This window comes from Epibacterium sp. ABV4_022 (assembly GCF_056159345.1).
In genome coordinates, this window is sequence record NZ_JBSWVA010000001.1 from 2,626,556 (window position 1) to 2,646,071 (window position 19,516).

At 59.8% G+C, this 19,516-nt stretch carries 19 protein-coding genes and 1 tRNA gene; 10 read left to right on the forward strand and 10 right to left on the reverse strand.

Annotated features, from left to right (window positions below):
* Nucleotides 1-545: 545 nt before the first annotated feature.
* Complete coding sequence (locus ACXAF5_RS12420) at nucleotides 546-935, forward strand: GIY-YIG nuclease family protein (RefSeq protein ID WP_474946817.1); 390 nt, start codon at nucleotides 546-548, stop codon at nucleotides 933-935.
* 75 nt (nucleotides 936-1,010) lie between these two features.
* Here the strand turns inward: ACXAF5_RS12420 and ACXAF5_RS12425 are convergent, their stop codons facing one another.
* The 6 genes from ACXAF5_RS12425 to ACXAF5_RS12450 all read right to left on the reverse strand — a co-directional run bounded on the left by ACXAF5_RS12425 (nucleotide 1,011) and on the right by ACXAF5_RS12450 (nucleotide 7,987).
* Nucleotides 1,011-5,039 (reverse strand): NACHT domain-containing protein, encoded by a 4,029-nt coding sequence (locus ACXAF5_RS12425; RefSeq protein WP_474946818.1) that lies wholly within the window; start codon nucleotides 5,037-5,039, stop codon nucleotides 1,011-1,013.
* 227 nt (nucleotides 5,040-5,266) lie between these two features.
* Nucleotides 5,267-6,001, reverse strand: coding sequence for a hypothetical protein (locus ACXAF5_RS12430; protein ID WP_474946819.1), 735 nt, complete (start codon nucleotides 5,999-6,001; stop codon nucleotides 5,267-5,269).
* Nucleotides 5,998-6,582, reverse strand: a complete 585-nt coding sequence (locus ACXAF5_RS12435; protein ID WP_474946820.1) for a hypothetical protein — start codon at nucleotides 6,580-6,582, stop codon at nucleotides 5,998-6,000. Before ACXAF5_RS12435 ends, ACXAF5_RS12430 begins: the two co-directional genes overlap by 4 nt.
* 171 nt (nucleotides 6,583-6,753) lie before the next feature.
* Nucleotides 6,754-7,401, reverse strand: coding sequence for a hypothetical protein (locus tag ACXAF5_RS12440; protein ID WP_474946821.1), 648 nt, complete (start codon nucleotides 7,399-7,401; stop codon nucleotides 6,754-6,756).
* Complete coding sequence (locus ACXAF5_RS12445; protein WP_474946822.1) at nucleotides 7,401-7,667, reverse strand: hypothetical protein; 267 nt, start codon at nucleotides 7,665-7,667, stop codon at nucleotides 7,401-7,403. Before ACXAF5_RS12445 ends, ACXAF5_RS12440 begins: the two co-directional genes overlap by 1 nt.
* Nucleotides 7,664-7,987 (reverse strand): hypothetical protein, encoded by a 324-nt coding sequence (locus ACXAF5_RS12450; protein ID WP_474946823.1) that lies wholly within the window; start codon nucleotides 7,985-7,987, stop codon nucleotides 7,664-7,666. The genes ACXAF5_RS12445 and ACXAF5_RS12450 overlap by 4 nt, the downstream gene beginning before the upstream one ends.
* A gap of 260 nt (nucleotides 7,988-8,247) precedes the next feature.
* Here ACXAF5_RS12450 and ACXAF5_RS12455 point away from each other — a divergent pair, with 260 nt between their 5' ends.
* The 6 genes from ACXAF5_RS12455 (at nucleotide 8,248) to ACXAF5_RS12480 (ending at nucleotide 12,048) form a co-directional block, all read left to right on the forward strand.
* A complete protein-coding gene (locus ACXAF5_RS12455) occupies nucleotides 8,248-8,919 on the forward strand; it encodes a S24 family peptidase (protein ID WP_474946824.1) in 672 nt (223 codons plus the stop codon).
* Nucleotides 8,920-9,019: 100 nt separating this feature from the next.
* Nucleotides 9,020-9,301 (forward strand): hypothetical protein, encoded by a 282-nt coding sequence (locus ACXAF5_RS12460; protein ID WP_474946825.1) that lies wholly within the window; start codon nucleotides 9,020-9,022, stop codon nucleotides 9,299-9,301.
* Between the two features lie 116 nt (nucleotides 9,302-9,417).
* Complete coding sequence (locus ACXAF5_RS12465) at nucleotides 9,418-9,843, forward strand: hypothetical protein (protein WP_474946826.1); 426 nt, start codon at nucleotides 9,418-9,420, stop codon at nucleotides 9,841-9,843.
* Nucleotides 9,827-10,522, forward strand: a complete 696-nt coding sequence (locus ACXAF5_RS12470) for a hypothetical protein (protein ID WP_474946827.1) — start codon at nucleotides 9,827-9,829, stop codon at nucleotides 10,520-10,522. Before ACXAF5_RS12465 ends, ACXAF5_RS12470 begins: the two co-directional genes overlap by 17 nt.
* Before the next feature lie 52 nt (nucleotides 10,523-10,574).
* Nucleotides 10,575-10,826: a hypothetical protein gene (locus tag ACXAF5_RS12475; protein ID WP_474946828.1), complete on the forward strand. Its 252-nt coding sequence runs from the start codon at nucleotides 10,575-10,577 to the stop codon at nucleotides 10,824-10,826.
* Entirely contained in the window at nucleotides 10,816-12,048 is a 1,233-nt protein-coding gene (locus tag ACXAF5_RS12480; protein WP_474946829.1) for a hypothetical protein, read from the forward strand. The genes ACXAF5_RS12475 and ACXAF5_RS12480 overlap by 11 nt, the downstream gene beginning before the upstream one ends.
* A 103-nt stretch (nucleotides 12,049-12,151) precedes the next feature.
* Here ACXAF5_RS12480 and ACXAF5_RS12485 read toward each other — a convergent pair.
* From ACXAF5_RS12485 to ACXAF5_RS12495, 3 genes are all read right to left on the reverse strand, one after another.
* Nucleotides 12,152-12,235: transfer RNA gene (locus ACXAF5_RS12485), tRNA-Leu, on the reverse strand.
* A 97-nt stretch (nucleotides 12,236-12,332) separates the two neighbouring features.
* On the reverse strand, nucleotides 12,333-12,902 hold the full coding sequence (locus ACXAF5_RS12490; protein WP_474946830.1) for a tetratricopeptide repeat protein: 570 nt from the start codon (nucleotides 12,900-12,902) through the stop codon (nucleotides 12,333-12,335).
* A gap of 52 nt (nucleotides 12,903-12,954) precedes the next feature.
* A complete protein-coding gene (locus ACXAF5_RS12495) occupies nucleotides 12,955-13,431 on the reverse strand; it encodes an Lrp/AsnC family transcriptional regulator (RefSeq protein WP_239361369.1) in 477 nt (158 codons plus the stop codon).
* A gap of 112 nt (nucleotides 13,432-13,543) precedes the next feature.
* On the opposite strand from ACXAF5_RS12495, the gene putA reads away from it, so the two are divergent.
* From putA to ACXAF5_RS12510, 3 genes are all read left to right on the forward strand, one after another.
* Complete coding sequence (gene putA / locus ACXAF5_RS12500) at nucleotides 13,544-16,951, forward strand: bifunctional proline dehydrogenase/L-glutamate gamma-semialdehyde dehydrogenase PutA (RefSeq protein WP_474946831.1); 3,408 nt, start codon at nucleotides 13,544-13,546, stop codon at nucleotides 16,949-16,951.
* Between the two features lie 259 nt (nucleotides 16,952-17,210).
* A complete protein-coding gene (locus ACXAF5_RS12505) occupies nucleotides 17,211-17,981 on the forward strand; it encodes a rhomboid family intramembrane serine protease (protein ID WP_474946832.1) in 771 nt (256 codons plus the stop codon).
* 240 nt (nucleotides 17,982-18,221) lie between these two features.
* Nucleotides 18,222-18,518, forward strand: a complete 297-nt coding sequence (locus tag ACXAF5_RS12510; RefSeq protein ID WP_474946833.1) for an antibiotic biosynthesis monooxygenase family protein — start codon at nucleotides 18,222-18,224, stop codon at nucleotides 18,516-18,518.
* A gap of 131 nt (nucleotides 18,519-18,649) precedes the next feature.
* On the opposite strand, the gene ACXAF5_RS12515 is transcribed toward ACXAF5_RS12510, so the two are convergent.
* Nucleotides 18,650-19,435, reverse strand: coding sequence for an inositol monophosphatase family protein (locus ACXAF5_RS12515; RefSeq protein ID WP_239321339.1), 786 nt, complete (start codon nucleotides 19,433-19,435; stop codon nucleotides 18,650-18,652).
* Nucleotides 19,436-19,516 lie beyond the last annotated feature (81 nt).

Here is a 19,516-nt window from a genome sequence, read left to right on the forward strand (position 1 = left end):
GTGAGACGTTACCTTCGGGATTGAGAGAAGTAGGCAGCGAAAGGTGGCCTGCGCAGCATTGCTCTCGAGGTACGAAGGAAAGGTATCCAGTGTTCCAGTTTCACGAATTTCTTGAACGATGCGGATACGATCCTCGGAGAACGCGGCTCCTGCGCCACGATGCCCGGGGCGGCTTGGCTTGGAGGCGCGGGCAAGATGCTTTCCTCTGCTTCGCGTCTTTTCAGACACGAGCAAACTCGCCCTATAACGGGGCGCCTTCTCACGCATGTCATTTCATTGCCGGACCCACGATTGCCGGAACAGCAACGGCACTATTTGTCGGGACAACGGAAGTTGGAAACGGGCGTCCATGGGATCGAGAGGAATTGCCTCTTGTCCGCGACGAAGAGATAGTTGCCCAGGAACGTGCGAGCTTGGACCCACTGGACCTATTTGACCTTTCTTGGTGTGCGGCATGCAGCACCTACGTAGAACGGATACTAATTGATTGGGGTCCGGGAACGCGGTCATGGTCGCAGTGGGCAGATCGAAGACATAAACAGATCTTGGAGCTGCGCCTCGATGCCCGAGAAACACCTTTTCCTGGTTTCGGCGGGTTTCGTGAGCGCATTAGTTCATTGTCAGGATTGCCTGAAAGCTGGCGTGCGGCGCTTGAGAACGTCCGCGGCGTCTACCTCTTGGTGACAGAGCGTGGCCAACAATACGTTGGATCGGCATATGGCGCCGACGGGTTCCTTGGGCGCTGGCGTCAGTATGCTGCGAACGGCCATGGTGGGAACCGAGAGTTGATGAGGCTTGACCGCGATCTACGCGACTACCAAGTTTCTATCCTCGAAGTAGCCTCCCCCGAGATGTCAGCCGCCGACATCATCGCAAGAGAAGTTGCGTGGAAGGAAAAACTCGGCGCCCGCGCACACGGGTTGAACGCAAACTGAAGCTCTCGGCCCTAAGCGGACTTTGGCGCAAGTGGTCATGAATGTCTGCGTTCTACATTGCGAGGACTGGGCTAGCTAAGTCTGCTTAGAGACATCAAGCACAAATACATCAATCAAGCCGCGCAGATCGTCAGGAAGATCGTGTTCCAATTTTTCTTTGAGTGCTTTTGAGCTGGAAAGTCCATGTTTCTTCACTGCTGCCACCTTTTCATTCTCACCGAACCAAATCACCAAGTAGATGCCCTGTTGCTCGGCATCGGGGTGAATAGCGTACAGATTGTTCAACTGATCGGATGCGGCTTCATAGAGTTTAGGATGCCATTGGCCTTTTACCTCGGTCACGATCATGCGTCGCTTTCCATCCAGTACTTTGGCTGTCGTAAAGTCACAGCGTTTATCATGCTTTAGATGATGCTCAGGTGTAACGGTGATGTTTTGAGGCACAAGAATTAGGTTTAAGCGTTCGGCAATGATCCTTGTACAAGGTTCTTCGTCCAGTCGTTTGTCTCCGGCGTAGAACCGCTCCGCCGTATTGAACTCGCCCCCATCGATTGCTTTCTGAAGTTTTGACAGCTCCAGCAAAACAAGTTGACGTAGGCCTTCGACTGTTACGACTTCCCCGCGGTCAAGCATTGCGACAATTTCACCGGTGCTTGGTGGCTTAAAGTCCAAGAGGGCTTTCTTGCGCTCCAATCCAGCCAGCATGCTCTTCATGTCCTTGTGCAGGTCTACGTAGTGTGCATTGTTGAGCAGCCGCTTTAGCGCAGGGATGGCCTTGTCGGGATCATCGGCATTGATGGACCAGATAACGTCGGTCAAAAAACGGTAAGCTGTCTCGCCTTTCGGGCTTCCGGTTCCCCAGGAACTAGGCAGAGGTACTTTCGGCCAATGCTGAAAGAACGCCTCCAAAATAGCCTCCACTTTGTCCGATGTCAGACGGGGCCATGCTGGGTAGTCACTGCGGTTCATTCGCCCTGAACGTTCATTAAACAGAAACACATTTTCTTTGTCGGATTTGAGCCAATCCCAGTATGGGTTGGCAGAACCCTCCAAGAAGTAAATTGCTCGCATGAACCAGAACTTTCGCCTCTCTTCTAGACCTTCCGGCGATAGCTCTGGCGACCAGAACAATAGTACTTGGCTACTTCGGAAAGCTATTAGCTCCTTAAGTTGTTCCTGATCACCGTACTGAGTGACAATCTCAAAAAGGATATCCAGCGCTGAGACGGGCATCAGTTCGAAATCGCGCAACCACTCATATGCCAGAGATGGGGCCAAGGGTTGAAAAACTGGATCATGGCGAAGCCAGTGCACCTGAGGGTGGTTGCACTGTGGATCGCGAAGCTGCGGTTCAATGTATTGTCGGCAAAACTGTTCGACCGCCTCAATGGTAGCCAAAGCTAAACGATTGACCTCAACTTCAAGCGCTTCTCGCTCGCTATCTTGGACGGAATCGTAGTGCATATCCAAGTTGGTTCTCAGCGCCCAAAGCAAATGGATTGGGACACTGTTCAAATTGCTATCTCTTCGAAGCAGCTCCAGGCAAGCAGCGTAAAGTATGCTCTCGGAGTGTTGGTATTGGGACGCACATTGGAGTTCAGCCAGTTTTGCCAAATCCGGAACGTGTGGCGAGATGAAGTCCAAGCAATTCCTCAGGCCATTTCGCACAATAACTTCATCGCCGAACTCTTCTTCGATCATGTCTGGCTGCATGAGCACCAATTCTGCAAACCGCACGAGACAACTCCAATGACGGCCACCTTCGACAAGAGCTCGGTTCTCGTGGACATATTTGATGTTCGCAGCATGCATTTCGTTTTCACGATTGCGGCGTCGCTTCATACGCCGTGAATGGCGGAAACTTGGGATACGGTTTTCTCTCTCAAACCTCGCGGCATCCCGGTTGGATTTTACCCATTCGCGCATAAATGCAGGTTTATTCAGTGCTTGTTCTCGCATGTGACGCCGAAGCACGTCGGGGCCTCTCTTGGCTTTGTCGCGATGAAACTGGTGTCGAGCCATGAAGGCTGCCCATAATGCGGGATTTTCGTTGTCGTAGGCATGGTCAACGATGAATTCGTAGTCGTCTTGGCGAAAGCCAAGACCTGAGTGGGATTGCCAGTCGAAACGGTGAACCTTGGTCTCAAAAATCTCATCTCTGTCGGTCAACTTTCCAAACACATGTTTGATGATGCCTTGGCGCAAATCCCTTTCAGACTGAAGCACCTCGACTGCTTTGCTCTGATCTGCACTTTTGTTTTGGTGATAGTTCAGATTTTGCACCCACTTCCACACTTGCACTGGATCGTGGGGAGGCGATGACAACTCGAAGTAACGGTCAAGAAGCGCTCCGACGATCTTGCTTGTTCCGTTTCGGCAATCGCATTCATAGTTCTTTTTACCACAATTGCAGGTCAAGCCGCCTGTTAGGCCATTTATCAGGTGCTCTACGGTTGAAAGGTCGAGTTGGCTGACAAGACGCTTTACAAAATGGCGCGCACCGATGGTGCGCTCGAAACGTTCCTTGTGGCCGGGGTAAAGGTGGGCGCAAACCCGAAAGTAGCCCAAGAGGCGCTGATCGCCAAAGGTCTTGGAGCCCCGTTTCTCAATTGCTTTGGCAACAAGCTTCAAAGAAGTTTGGCTTGCTTCAAATACCAGAACAGCGATGTCTCCCAGGTGATCGTAACTTTCCCCTTGGCCCAGTAGACAGTTAAGCGCCAAAAGGCGGGTGTTCTCACTTTCTTGCGGAGCAAGAAGAAGTGCTCGCAGTTCATCACTCAAGTGCTGTATGGCGGGTGAGCCATCTAGCAATTCAAGTATCAAATCTCTCAAATGTCCTTCGGCCCCTCGCGAAAGCAAGGGCTTGATCTCGCCGACGACTTCGGGCGTGAAGAAACCAGCAACGCTGAATCTTCGCCAAAAGTCGCCTCTGCGAAAGTAAGGGTCCTTTTCTTCAATGTCTTTGAGGCGTTTGATAAGCAAGCGTTTCGATGTGGCGTCCAATTGAGACGGATCACCGTTGGCCAGAACTGCGTATGGATCGAGTTCAATCGCGGCATCTTGGATGGGTTTGTTGCCTAGCGAGGCCATCCAGCCAAGCAAGCCTCGCAGTTCATCACGCGTCGTTGAATTTGGTGCGATGACCGGCAGGCATCTGTCGAGCGTGAGCGCATCGGCCGGGTCAGCAATTCTCTTCGTGAAATAGCTCGCTGCAGCGTATTCTGCGATTATTTTGTGAACGGGTCGGTGGGTGTCAACCGTATCACCTGGCTTGAACATACGTGTCGAAAGAATTGAATTGATTGAGCTGGCATCTTCTACAAGCGACCCTAGAAGTGGATACAGGGCGTCTTCACTGGCTTCACTTGTGGCTACGCCTTCAGCGCCCGAAAGCAGCAGTTTCGCGAAGACTTCAGAGGCGGCATCTACTTTCCGCGCAGCGGACAATGACCCAACGGTGTTTTTCACGCTCGCATTTGCTTCTTTGGCAAGCCGCTCTAAAGCTAGAGAAAAGATAGACTTCTTATCCGTGAATTTGCGACCGCTCTCTAAATACGCGTCTGCAAACAAAGTCAGGAATTGCGGGTTGGGCAACAATGTTTCCAAATCAAAGCGTGCCACTTCAGCTTGGAAGGCGGAAAAGTCTTCTTTTGGGCTGTGATGCTCAAAGATTTTCTGCTGTTCGTCTTGTGCGAATTCGGACAGTCTCGCAACAAGTGGCGAAGCACCAAAGAACGCGTTGAAGGTACTGTTTGCAGCGTTGTCCCATTCGCTTGATCTACTTGAAATCACCAAATTTGTGGGGCTGGCAGCATGGGCTGCCGCAAGCATCTTGTAGATACCACTGGCGTCGATTTTGGCCAATTCATCATATGCATCAAGAAGTAGTGGAGTACCGTTAGCCTGAGCGCCTGTATGGGCAAATCGGCTTGCCGTAACAAGTGAAGCACCCAATTGCTGCGCCAAACTCTCCATCAGGCGGGTTTTGCCTGCTCCAGGTTCCGCCAAGACTACAATGAAGCGCGATGCGGCCAAAAGAGCAGCTTCGCTATAGGTTTTGTCGTCAGAGAAAAGGGTTCGGTGAAGGTAGAAATTTGAGTTCATTGCCGCACCATAACGCGAACCTCAATTTGTCGCCATACGAGACAGGGCAAAGCCCGACGACAATTGTTCCAAATGAGGCAAGGCATAGAACTCATTCATATCGGCTCGGTGTCCTCAAAGCCGACTTTGGCGCATCGCGCAGCGAACTTCTGCTTCCCGCCCTCCAGTAGGCAGGGCCACCGGATGCAGGAGCAGAACGAATGTCTTGCTTGGGCTGATTTCAGCCCTCACCAAACCATCCGCCCCAACGCCTCAGCCAAAGCCTGCCGCAACGCACCTGACGTCTGCCCCCGGACACTCCACCCATGCGCCCGCAGGACCGCGCTCATCGGCTTGTCCTCCAGGCACACCATATCCACCAGCCGCCGATCCGTGATGTTCACCCGCGAACCCCGCTTGGACGGGCGGATCTTGCGCACGGCCATGGCAGTACCCGTGCCGATGCGCCTTTGGATGCGCTCGATTTCTTCGCGATCTCGCAGCACCGCATCGATGAAGCTGCCACTGCCACCCCCACCGCCGCTGCGGATGGCCTCAACAGAGGAGCAGCGGACACCGGCGCAGGCGTGGCGCTCGACCAGATCCCGATAATACCGCCCCGCCGCAACCTGCGCGCGGGTGAAGGGCGCGGGCTTGCCGTTGCTGGCCGCCTTGGCCGCCATCACATCGAACACATCCGCGCACTGCATGGCCGACCGGCCACGGTAGCCTGAGGGGCGGGCCTTCCAGTCGTTTTCACCGTCGGGAAACAGGCTCATCGGTTGGAACACGCGGATCGCTCCCCGGGCCGGTGCCTCGGGGATCGCATCGCCGCAGACCTCTGGCACATAGCCCTGCTCTTTCACCGCCTGGATGCGTTCCTCCTCCGCCTGCAATCGCCGTTGGCGCGCCGCCATGAACTTTGCCACCGGGGTCAGATCCGCCACGCCATCGGGTGCCACGATCACAACATGCTCGCTCATGCTGCTGCACCCCGCTGCGCCTGGTCTGCGATCTCCCGACATTTCTGCAGCGCTTCAGACCGCCGCGCCCGAAAGCGCGTATCCTCGGCCGACAGGTGATCGCCACGCCCTGCCCGCATTTCGATGTCCGCCATCCGCCGCACCGCCTCATCCGCCTCATTGCGGATCTGGGTGATGGTGTAGCGACCCGGCCATTCCCGCGCCCCACGCAGATAGCGCAGCAACTCCGGCGCCCAGCCTCCGGCCAGCGCCTCCTGCCCCAGCGCATGCCCGAAGACTTTGAGCATCAGCGGCGATGGCCCGCTCTCCGGCGGCTGGATCTCGCGTGCCTTGTTCAGGATCTTCAGCCCAATCGGGAACCGATCCTTGTCCTTGCCGCCCGGGTGCGCCTCCACCCAATCCCGCAGCACCGCGAGGCTCGCCGGTGTCATATACGCCAGTTTCTGGCGCAGCTCGCCCAGCATCACCGCAAACTGCGCCTTGGTCAGCGTCGAGGGCCGCGCCAGCCCCAGCGCCTCCAGCGGCGTGATCAACAATTCCTGCACCCGCGCCTCACCGGCGGCCTGTTCCTTTGCATCCATCTCTGCACCTCTTTTCTCAGCAAATCCGAGTTATCCACAGCCGCCGACGTCAATGCGTCCGGCAACTGTCCTTCTGTTTTGTTATGTCTCTGTCTCTATCCCTGTCGTGCAGGACAGTCTGAGACTGTCCGAGACTGTCTTGAACTGTCCGCCGGACAGTCTTGGACAGTGTCAGGACAATGTTCGGTGGGTTCCGGAGCGCGCCTGCCCGAGGTCAAACATATGTGTCGACCAGGACTGCATGGCGCGCTCGATCCAGGTGGCGTTGCGGTATTCGCAGCCCTCCTGGACAAGCCACTCATCCATCCAGCGGATGGCGGCGTCATTCTTCGCGAGCTCCGCGTGATAGCCTGCCACGGTGGAGCGCAGCCGCTGCAAGCGCTTGGCCGCATTGGCCGCCTCGTGCTTGGCGCGATTGTCCTCCTTGCGCGATAGCGCCTCGGTGAGGGTGCGCAACACCATCGGGTGCATCAACCGCACCTCGCCGCCTTCGCAGATACAGGGCGTCCATTTGTGCAGCGGGCCATAGTCCAGCTTACACAACGCGCGAAAATGCCCAGGATCCACCAGCAAGAGCTTTGCCAGTATTTCCAGATCCTGCGGCACCGTGCCCACCGGCGTCTGATCGTAAGAGATATTGATCAGATCAAAAAAGAGCGCCCGGCACTCTGGCGTGCCCTTGAGCCGCATGTCAGAATTGAGCCAGCGCCGCCGTTCCCAGGCCATGAAGTAATGACTGTCGAGCCGATCCTCGATGCCCAGCGGATATTCCGGCAGATCATCGGTCGAGACCGGCTGCAAACCTGCTACATTCAACATTACGCGGCCTCCCCGAACATAGACGACAGCTCACCATCCAGCGCCTCAATCATCCGCGGGCCGCTATCTGCCGCGGGTCTTTGCACCATCTTGCGATAGGCCCCGGCCCAGCCGCGATAGCGGCAGATCTGGGTGCAGGTGCGCATCGAAGCGCCGGTAAACTCTGCCATATCTTGCAGGGTGCATTCGCCGGCACTGTCCTGGATCAGCCACCAGATCTGATAGGCGATCCGCTCGATCCGGGGTGAGGAATTCCGTACCATCATGCGGCCCTCGCCAATTGATCCTGAAAGAACGCCGCCGCGCCGGGATCGGTCAGGATCATCAGCAGGGCGGTATGGCTGGCAGGCGCGGTAACAGCGCCCCACCAGTTGAGTGCGGTCTGAAACGACACGTCGCAGAACAGCGCCACCTCGCGCGGGCTGTGAAACCGCGCGTGGAAATAGGCCGACCAAAGGTCAGGCGCACTGACCTTCAGCGCATGAGGGTCCAACTGATTTGACCAAGACGCTTGGTCAGCTGACATGCCAGGCTGGTCGCATGGCAGATCATTGTTCACGATCAGGGTTAGACGCGGGCGGCTCATGCGGCGATATCCCCCTCACTCTCGGGAGGAGGGTTCTCCAACATATGCTTTCGGATCTTGTCCACTGTGTGCAGCGTCGGGCTCGACTTACCATCGTTCCAGGACGCCCACTGCCCCCAGCTCGCGCCAATCGCTTGCCGCAACACATGTTGCGGGGTGCGACCAACAGCATCAGCGTAGGCGGAGAGTTCTGCGAGAAAGTGTTCCATGGCCCCTAATTGGGGTTTATTTACCCCAACAGTCAAGGGTGTATTTACGCCATGCTTATTTCAAACCAGTGGGGTAATTTACCCCACATGCAACAATCATTTAGAGACGCATTCCTTGCGGCAATCGAGACCTCCGGCAAGTCTATGCGCAAAGTTGCGAGTGATGCTGGCGTTTCCTATGAGCAGCTCAAAAACCTGGCACAGGGCAAGAGCAAGTCAACGAACGTAGACGATGCGGTGAAAATTGCAGCGTCATTTGGCACCACGCTAGAAGGCTTCTTGGACGGACAACTAACCTACTCAGAGGCACCTACCATCGCAATTGCTGGTAAAGTTGGAGCCGGTGCACGAGTTCCTGTCTTCGACGCTTATGAAAAAGGCGCTGGTCCACAAGTCCTTTGCCCACAAGGGCTGTCACCACATGGTGTAGTCGCTGTTGAGATCGAGGGCGACAGTATGGAACCTGTCTATTCAGCAGGGGATCTGCTGTTTTACACCCGCAACGGCCACAACGCGGTTGTTTCGGATGATATCGGCCACAGATGCGTTTGCGAAGATGAGGACGGAATGGGCTGGGTAAAGCAGATCAAACCAGGTGATGAGCCAGGCAGCTTTCACTTGATCTCTCTCAACCCAGGCGCTCAGAACATGTGGAACGTACGGTTGAAGTGGGCTGCAAGGGTGCGCCTACACTGGCCAGCAGAGCTTGCTCAGAGAATCTAACTTTGAGGCCTACATAAATATTGGGGTAATTATACCCCTTTTGAGTTGACGGGGTAATTATACCCCGCTATCAATTTTCCATCAACCGATGGAGGATTGAATGCACGACAGACTGGAAACCGTGCTGCGGAACGCGCAGCAGATCGCAGGCTCGCCCGAGGATCACCTCGACAGCCCGCACCTTTTCACAACAGCCTGGGCAACTCTGAAAGCCGCACGCGGCCAGGGCTTTGACCCGGCGCGCCTTCGGGCTGCGCATCTGATCGAACGCCCGGCCCCGACGCCTGAACCGACCGAGCAGGTCCTAGACCGCGTCGGCCAGAAGGTACGCCGCGTCATGGCGGATCGCCAGATCACCCCACACGGCCCCCATGCGGCGTAAGGCGAGGCGCACCCGCAATGACACCCCCTATCTCTCACGCTTCCGCATCCATGGCGGACGCATCCCGAGGGCCCCGCCCCTCTGAGACCAAAGAACACACGCGGCGCGTTGGAGGATTGCGCGCCGTCGACTGTCCCGAGGTTTCGCACCGCTCCCGCGGTGCGGATCTGGCGCGGGCGGATCAATCCTCCAAGTTGCCCACCGCCCGCGCATCATCCACCGCGAGCAACACCCTCGCGCTCTATGCCGCGACGGAGACGCTCAAGGCGACCCCGATGCATCAGAGGTCCGAACAATTCGCGGGCCTCGGCGGGCGCATCACTGCGCCCATGTCAGATGCATGGGTCCACGACGAGGCCCTCTGGCTGGTCGATCTAATGGGCATTCAATGCGCCGGCACATCCCGCCAAAGCGCCCTGAGTAGCTGGATCAAGACCGCCTCAGCGCGCGCACCACGCCGCGCAAGCGATGGCCGTCCGGATTGCCCCTGCAACGGCCAATCGCCCGCACCGACTTTGGCGCGAGGTGGCCTCAATGGCTAAAGCACTGGTCGCCTGCGAAACCAGCGGCATCATGCGTCGCGCTTTGCTGGCCCTCGGCCATGACGTCTGGTCCTGCGACCTTGCTCCGGCAGAGGATAAGACCAACCGGCACATTATTTGCGACGTTCGTGACGGCATCCTTAATGAAGGCTGGGATTTGCTGGCTGTGATGCACCCGCCCTGCACGCGTCTGTGCCGCTCTGGTCGCCGCTGGATGTCCGGGCCAGGCAAATGGACCCACCCCAAGAAATTGCCGAAGGGGCGGAGCTGGGCGGATCTCAAAGCCGAGTTTGAACTGGGCGTCAGCATCTTCACCGCTTGCTGGCAAGCGCCCATCCCCTGCCGGGCCATTGAAAACCCGGAAATGAATGACCTCGCCCGCGACCGTATGCCGGAGGATCTGCCCGCGCCCAGCATCGTGCAACCGTTCCAGTTTGGTGACCCGGCCTACAAGGCAACGGGCTGGTATCTGGACGGGCTGTCACCGCTGCGCGAGACAAATCGCCTGCCGGAGCCCGAACGGCTCTCCGCCGATTGGAAGCGCTGGAACCGCGTGCACCGAATGCCGCCGGGACCGGAACGCACTCGCCTGCGCAGTCGATCCTTCGAGGGCATGATGAACGCCGCCGCCCGCCAATGGGGCGACGAGGCGGACATGCGCCGCGCTGTTGCCGCATAAAGCGGCGCGAAGATCGCCGCCCAATGCAAGACACTGAAAAAAGAGAAATCTTATGCCCTTTCAGCAGCTATTCGTAAAGGAAGCGGACATAGCCGAAATGCTGGGCCATGATGTCAAGTGGCTGCGCTCGAACAGTGAAACACTCGAGCGTCAGTACGGCTTTCCCAAGATTGACCCCGCAATAGGCATGCGCCATCGCGAGGCCGTTGAGGAATGGGCGCGAGAACGCAACGCTAGATCTGCGAAAGCGCGCTCCGGGCGGTTGACGGAAACCAACCACACGGAGAACCACGATGCGTTTTAGAAACTCGCTCTGGGACGACAGCGAACCGGATTATGCCCCGTTCCTGAAGTACCTGAAAGACCGGGACAGCTACCTATGGCGTCCCAGCAAGAAGTATCTCGAAGCTGGATACAACATCAAAACATATAAACTCGGCGGATCAAAAGGCGACGGGCTTGACCTGGAGCGCGCCGCTCACTGCCGCGCCCTCACTCGCGAGATGCTTGAATGGTTTGACGGCGAAGCTAAAGGCCGCAAGGCAGGCACATGGGGGTGGCTGATTGGCCGTTACCTGTCAGACGAGTTCAGTTCCTTCCATGACGTATTGCCCCAAACACAGGACAAGTATCGGCAGATGCTGGGATATATCGAGCAGGCAATTGGCAATGTGCTGATCGAGGAGACTGACTATGAGCGGATCATGCGGTGGAAGAAAGCCATGCATGACAAGGGGCGCTCCACCCACTACGTCAAGAAATGGTTCACTCACTGGCGCTTGATCGTCTCCCACGGGATCAAGATCGGTGTAGATCACTGCGCCAAGGTGAAAGCGATCCGCGAGGAGGTGCGCATCCAGAACCCCGCCCGCCGATCACGTTACGCCACCCGCGAGCAGATCGAGGCCATTGTGGCCGAGGCCGACCGCATGGGCCGCCCTCACCTCGCGCTTGCCATATTGATGCGGTTCGAGTTCATCCTGCGCGGTGTCGACGTGCACGGGCAATGGGTCAAGGCCGACAACAGGCAGGGCGGCATTCGCGACGGCGGGCAGATTTGGGTCGACGGCGTGACGTGGGATATGTTCGATCAGGACGTCACGTCGTTCACCAAGGTGATCAGCAAGACCCGCAAGAGCTTGACCGAACCTTACACCTTCAGTCTGAAGCACACCCCCGAGATCCGGGAGCGCCTGCTTTTGATCCCGCAGGATCAGCGTACCGGCCCGGTAATCACCATGCCAAACGGAAAGCCACCCAAGAATGGCGTCCTGTCCCGCGGATTCAAGGAGGCCCTGCGCGCGGTAAACAAGGCACGTGTCGAAGCTGACCAAGATCCCTTCCCTGATGATCTGCAGATCCGTGACACCCGGTCTGGCGGCATCACCGAAGCGAAGTCTCTGGTGGACCCCACGACTCTGCAGCACGCGGCCCAGCACACTCAAGGCACCACCACCGCAATCTACACCCGTGACCGGTCTGGAGCCGCAAACAACGTGATTCAGGTACGCTCCAAAAGGGGGTGAGAACAGAACGAGCAACAACACGAGTAACAACACGAGTAACAGACGAGTAACGACCGTTTTTCAAGGCAGATCTTTAAGTGGAAAAAATCTTTTACCTTCAGGTTGGTACGGGCGGCGGGACTCGAACCCGCACGGCTAAAGCCTGGGGATTTTAAGTCCCCTGTGTCTACCATTCCACCACGCCCGCGCGGCTGGACCTTTGGCGTCAAGCTCTACCGTTGCGTGCGGGCGGGTTCAATCGGAATTTCAGGGGTTTGCGATCCAGTCGCAGTCCAGTCCCGGCGCTAGAGCTCGACCGCATCGTCCTCCAGCGGGCCACCCGGACCCAGAAGATGCCGTTCGGGAAGCCATGGGTTGAGGTCCAGCGCCTTTTGCAGCGCAACTCTGGCCTCGTCGACACGGGACAACCCTAGAAGCGACAGCGCCCGACCGCTCAGCGCCGCAACATGCTGTGGCGACAACGCCAGGGCACGGTTCAGATCCTTCAGGGCGGCGGCAAAATCGCGGCGCAGATAATGCACAAAGGCGCGTTGATTGTAGCCCTCGGCATAATCCGGACAGTATGCGATCAAGCGATCGAAATCCGACAATGCCCCGAGAAAGTCATAGGCGGAGCGCCGGGTCATGCCGCGATCCAGGATCTCTTGCGCGCGGGCGTCCGGCGCATCCGCCCAGTATTCCCACAGCTGATTGCCGATCCGTTGCGCCTCGCCTTCACTCTCGGCCGCCTGCACATCCGCCAGCAACGCCGAAATCGCAGCCCGATGATCCGGCGCCTCAGGACAGCCCTGCGCGGCCACACCAAAAGGAACGGCAAGGCCAACAGCAGCGGAGAACACGAAACGCAAAAACATGTCTATAATGGTGGCACATATTCCGCCGCGGACAAGTTCACATTTGCGCGTGCTACATCGGCCCGAGGCCCGCGTCGTCCTTCACCGCCTGCATCGACATATAGGTCGAGGTGGAGGAAACATGCGGCAAGGAGGAGATCTTTTCGCCCAGCACCGCGCGGAAATCCGACATCGAACGGCAGCGGACTTTCAGCAGATAGTCAAAATGCGAGGCCAGCATATGCACTTCTTCGATCTCTGCCACCTGCACCACCGCGGCGTTGAAGGACGCCAGCGCCGCCTCTCGCGTGTCGGTCAGTTTCACCTCGACAAAGGCGACGTGGTCGAGCCCGAGACGGATCGGATCGATCATCGCGCGATAGCCCTGGATGATGCCTTCTGCCTCCAGCCGTTTCAGCCGCGCCTGGGTGGGCGACTTGGACAGGCCGATGGCCCGGGCAAGATCGGACACGGAACTGCGGCCATTGTGGCTCAGCTCACGCAGAATCGCCTGGTCGAAGCGATCCAGACCGGGGAAGCGCGATTGCATCAAAAACCCTCCGCAAATAAGCGCATTTGTCCTGTACTATCGCGACAATCGGGACAAATGACCAGTAAGAACGCGATACAAGGGTCAAAATCTCTGACGAGGGGGATCAGACATGACACGTGACACTCTTTTGCGCGACCGGATCGATGCCGGCACCTATGCGGATCAGGCTCAGATGCGCGATGCGCTGGTGGCGCAGGCCGCGCTTTCGGAGGCGGATCGCTCGGCGATCTGCGCCTCCGCCACCCAATTGGTGACGGACATCCGGGGCCATTCCTCGCCCGGGCTGATGGAGGTCTTCCTGGCCGAATACGGCCTGTCGACCGACGAAGGCATTGCGCTGATGTGTCTGGCCGAGGCGTTGCTGCGGGTTCCGGATGCGGACACCATCGACGCCCTTATCGAAGACAAGATCGCGCCCTCCGACTGGGGCAAGCACATGGGCAAATCGACCTCTTCGCTAGTCAATGCCTCCACCTGGGCCTTGATGCTAACCGGCAAGGTACTGGATGAGGAAAAAAGCCCCGTTGGTGCCCTGCGCGGTGCCATCAAACGTCTGGGTGAACCGGTGATCCGCACCGCCGTCGGCCGCGCGATGCGGGAAATGGGCCGCCAGTTCGTGCTGGGCGAAACCATCGAGAGCGCCATGAAACGCGCCTCCAACATGGAAGCCAAGGGCTACACCTATTCCTATGACATGCTGGGAGAGGCCGCGCGCACCGAGGCGGATGCCTCGCGCTATCACCTTGCCTATTCCCGCGCCATCTCGGCCATTGCCAGCGCCTGCACCAGCAGCGACATCCGCGAAAACCCCGGCATCTCGGTGAAACTTTCGGCGCTGCACCCGCGCTACGAGATTGCCAAGGAGGCCTCGGTCAAGCAACAGCTGGTGCCACGCCTCAAGGCCCTGGCATTGCTGGCCAAGGCCGCAAAAATGGGCCTCAACATCGACGCCGAAGAGGCCGACCGCCTGTCGATCTCGCTCGAGGTGATCGAGGAGGTGATCTCCGATCCCGCGCTTCATGGTTGGGACGGCTTTGGCGTGGTGGTGCAGGCCTATGGTCCGCGCACCGGGCTGGCGATCGACGCGCTCTACGAGATGGCGGAGAAATACGACCGCCGCTTCATGGTGCGACTGGTGAAGGGCGCCTATTGGGACACCGAGATCAAGCGCGCGCAGGTCGAGGGCATGGATGGTTTCCCGGTCTTCACCTCCAAGGCGCTCACGGATGTGTCCTACATCGCCAACGCGCGCAAACTCCTGTCGCGCACGGACCGGATCTATCCGCAGTTTGCCACCCACAACGCCCACACCGTCAGCGCCATTCTGCACATGGCCGAGGACGGTCAGGCCTACGAGTTCCAGCGCCTGCACGGCATGGGCGAGACCCTGCACCAGATGGTGATGGACAAGAACAACACCCGCTGCCGCATCTATGCGCCGGTTGGGGCGCACCGCGATCTGCTGGCCTATCTGGTGCGGCGTCTGCTGGAAAACGGCGCCAACTCCTCCTTCGTGAACCAGATCGTCGACGAAGACGTGCCGCCCAGCGAGGTTGCAGCGGATCCTTTCCTGCAAATCGACGACCTGAGCACCGACATCCCCACCGGCCCGAACCTGTTCCAGCCGGAGCGTATAAATTCCAAGGGCTTCGACCTGCGCCACGCGCCAACCCTTGCGGCCATTGACGTGGCGCGCGCGCCCTTCCGCAGCGCGACATGGGACGCGGTGCCGCTGATCGCGGGCGAGGCGATGCCGGAAACCCGTGTGGCCGTCACCAATCCCAGCGATCTGAGCGAGATCGGCTCCGTTGCGCAATCCAGCGCCGAGGATGTGGAACTGGCCCTGGCCTCCGCCTCCACCTGGGACGCCCCGGCAGAGGTGCGCGCCGCCGCGCTCAACAAGGCCGCTGACCTCTATGAGGCCAACTATGGCGAGCTGTTCGCCCTGCTGGCGCGCGAGGCGGGCAAGACGCAGATGGACGCGGTGGCAGAGCTGCGCGAGGCGGTGGACTTCCTGCGCTACTACGCCGCCCGCATTCCCGATGCGGCCCCGGCCGGGATCTTCACCTGCATTTCGCCGTGGAACTTCCCGTTGGCGATCTTCACCGGGCAGGTCTCGGCTGCGCTGGCGACCGGCAACGCGGTACTGGCCAAACCCGCCGATCAGACCCCGCTGGTGGCCTTCCGCGCGGTTGAATTGATGCATGAGGCCGGGGTGCCGCGCGAGGTGCTGCAATTCCTGCCCGGTCGCGGCTCCAAGGTCGGCGCCGCCATTACCGGCGATGCGCGTGTGGGTGGCGTCGCCTTCACCGGCTCCACCGCCACCGCCCTGCGCATCCGCGCCGCCATGGCCGAACATTGCGCCCCCGGCACGCCACTGATCGCAGAGACCGGAGGCTTGAACGCGATGATCGTGGACTCGACTGCGCTGCCCGAACAGGCCGTGCAGGCGGTGATCGAAAGCGCGTTTCAGTCCGCAGGCCAGCGCTGCTCTGCCCTGCGCTGCCTCTACCTGCAAGAGGATGTGGCCGAGGACGTGCTGACCATGCTCAAAGGTGCCATGGAGGTGCTGGATCTGGGCGATCCCTGGGATCTGTCGATCGACAGCGGCCCGGTGATTGACGAAGGCTCGCGCGCCAAGATCCTGGCCCATATCGACCAGGCCCGCAGCGAAGGTCGGGTGCTGAAGGAGATGCAGGCGCCGCAGGGCGGCACCTTCGTCGGCCCGACGCTGATCCAGATCGACGGCATCAGCGACCTGCAGGAAGAGATCTTTGGCCCGGTGTTGCATGTGGCGACCTTCAAGTCGCGCCAGCTGGACGATGTGATCGACGCCATCAACGCCACCGGCTACGGGCTGACCTTCGGGTTGCAGACGCGCATCGACGACCGGGTGCAGCATGTGTGCGACCGTATCCACGCGGGCAACATCTATGTGAACCGCAACCAGATCGGCGCCATCGTTGGCAGTCAGCCCTTTGGCGGCGAGGGGCTTTCCGGCACCGGCCCCAAGGCGGGTGGTCCCCACTACCTGGCGCGCTTCTGCGCAGCGGATCGCCGCCAGAGCGATCAGAGCTGGGAGCAAACCATGGCCGAGATCCCCGGTGAGAGTGGCCAAGCCCAGCAGCCGGAGACCACCTCCCTGCCCGGCCCCACCGGTGAATCCAACCGGCTGACGGTATCGGCGCGCCCGCCACTGTTGTGCATGGGCCCGGGCCAGGACGCGGTGGCGGAACAGGCCAGACTGGTCGCGAATCTGGGCGGGACCGCGATCAAGGCAAGCGGCCTCGTGGACCTGCCCCGCCTGCAACATATCGGCGGTATCTCCGGTGTGGTGTGGTGGGGCGATGACGCCACGGGACGCGAGATCGAGCAAACCCTCGCCAAGCGTGACGGCCCCATCGTGCCGTTGATCCCCGGCGCACCGGATCGCGCCCGCGTGCTGGCAGAGCGTCATGTCTGCGTCGACACGACGGCAGCGGGGGGCAACGCTGCCCTGCTGGGCGGCAACGCCTGAACTGCACCCTTGCCCGGCGCCCCCGACGAGTGACCGAGCAGAGGTTTTGCGCTGCGCTTTGCGCATCGCGGAGGGGCGGCTGCAGCGCCTGCGGCGCGGCTCGCCGCCCGGCCCAACGCATCCGGAGGTGGCTTTGCCGCATCCGGATGGGGCGGGAGCGCCCCCGTCCTGAGTGTTTCAGTCACGCGGTAGCTCCGTTTTAGCGCGTCGCGGTCACCTATCGCTTGACCTTCCCCGGCGCAAAGCCCAGCTTCGGCTCATGTTTCCCCTGCGCGACCACAATCCCTCCGGCCGAACCCCTTATGTCGTCTATCTTCTGATGGCCGCCAACATTCTCGGCTATCTCTGGTATTCCACCAGCTTTCCCAGTGATCGTGGGCTGGCGATGTTCTACGGGGCCTTTGCCGCCGTCCCGCGCGAGATCATGTCCGGCGAGGCGCCGCTGACCCTGCTGACCTCCATGTTCATCCACGGCGGCGTGATGCATCTGGCGGGCAACATGCTGTTCCTGTGGATTTTTGGCGACAATATGGAAGACGAGATGGGCCATCTGCCATTCCTGCTCTTCTACCTCGTCTCGGGCGTGGGGGCGACGCTAGCCCATGTCGTTTCGGCCCCCATGTCCCCGGTGCCACTGGTGGGCGCATCCGGCGCGATTGCCGGTGTCATGGGCGGCTATCTGCTGCTGTTCCCCAAGGCGCGGGTGGACATCCTGATCATCCTGATCGTGTTCTTCCGCATCATCCCGGTGCCCGCCTTCGTCATGCTGGGTCTCTGGCTCGGGATGCAGTTCCTTGGCGGCCTCAACGCGGATCCAAATCTCGGCGGTGTGGCCTATTGGGCCCATGCGGGTGGCTTCCTGATCGGCCTAGCGCTCACCCTGCCCCTGTGGCTCAAGCGGGGCGGCCCCCGGTTCTGGACCCGAACCGCCGGCCATCCGCCCCACCCGGAGACCCGCTACAGCGTGACCCGCGTCCCGCGCGTGCCGCGGCACCCTCCGGCGCGCAGACCCGGCCCCTGGGGCAAATGAGCGCCGCGGTTGCCGCGCCATACGACCTCCGTCAGATCCAAGATCACGGTACAAGCACAGGTCTGGTGCCTGCCCTTCCGGAAGAGGCCCCTGCCCGGCGTTGACGGGCACGCCTTTGTAGCAGGCCGGCGCAGGACGCAAGACCATCCGCGCAATCTGTGCTATGCTGTCCAAACGACACCGACAAAGCCGAGGCAGCCACAGGCCGGGGACCCCACGCAACGGAGGGAGACCCAGCCTATGATTATGCGTATTTTCCAGGTCGTCACACATCCCGGCAAAGAAGCCGAATTTGCCGAGTTCGTTCACCACACCGCGATCCCGATGATGAAAGCCACCCGCGGGGTCGTCTCCGTCTTTCCCGGCACGGCGCGCCATGACAGCCCGCGGGACTTCAGCCTGGTGATGGTCTGGGAAAGCCTCGATGCGCTCAAGGCGTTTGTCGGCGAGGAGTACGACAGCCCTCACATCGACCCCGCAGAAGCCGACCTGGTGCAGTTTCGTACCATCAAACACTATGAATTTGTCGCCACGTGACAGGATTCCACCGGCGGGTGGCCACAATAGCAAACACCCCGGACCGCAGAGGCAGGCCGGGGCGTATCATGTCTTCGGATCGACCAGGGAGGACAGACACCCGGGGCGGATCACCCCGCCCATCGCGGATCTCAGCCGCGGATCACCTTGGTGAAATTCTCAAAGATCGGCTCGTTCGAACAAATCACCTCACCGCTGTCGAGGATCGTGTTCTCGGGGTCGAGCGCTTCGCAGAGGCCGCCGGCCTCCTTGACGATGATGATACCCGCAGCCAGATCCCAGCTGTTCAAACGGCGTTCCCAGAACCCTTCGTAGCGCCCGGCAGCCACATAGGCCATGTCGAGCGCCGCCGCGCCCCAACGCCGCACACCGGCGCAGGCGGGCATCAGGCGCGCCAGATCCTGAAGCGTCTCGGGCAGGTCGGCGCGACCGGCAAACGGCAGGCCGGTGGCAAAGATCGACTCGATCATCCGGTGACGTGCAGACACCCGGATGCGGGTCTCGTTCATCCAGGCGCCGGCGCCTTTTTCGGCAAAGAACATCTCGTCCTTGGCGGCATCATAGACCACGCCCGCGACGATCTTGCCCTTGTGTTCCAGCGCGATCGAAATCGCCCAATGCGGCAGGCCGTGTAGAAAGTTGGTGGTGCCATCCAGCGGATCGACAATCCAGCGCCGGGTCGGATCCTCACCGGGGATCTCACCGCCCTCTTCGGCCAGCCAGCCATAGGTCGGACGCGCGCCCATCAGCTCGTCCTTGAGGATCTTCTCGGCAGCGATATCGGCGCGGCTCACGAAATCCCCGGCCCCTTTGGTCGAGACTTGCAGGTTCTCAACCTCGCGGAAATCTTTCACCAGGGAGCGGCCAGCCTTGCGGGCGGCCTTGATCATGACGTTGAGATTTGCGCTACCAATCATTGTACGAGGTGTCCTTGCGGGGGAGATGTCGGTCAAAGGCTGCCCATACACGTCCCGCGCCCGAATGCCAAGGGCGAAACC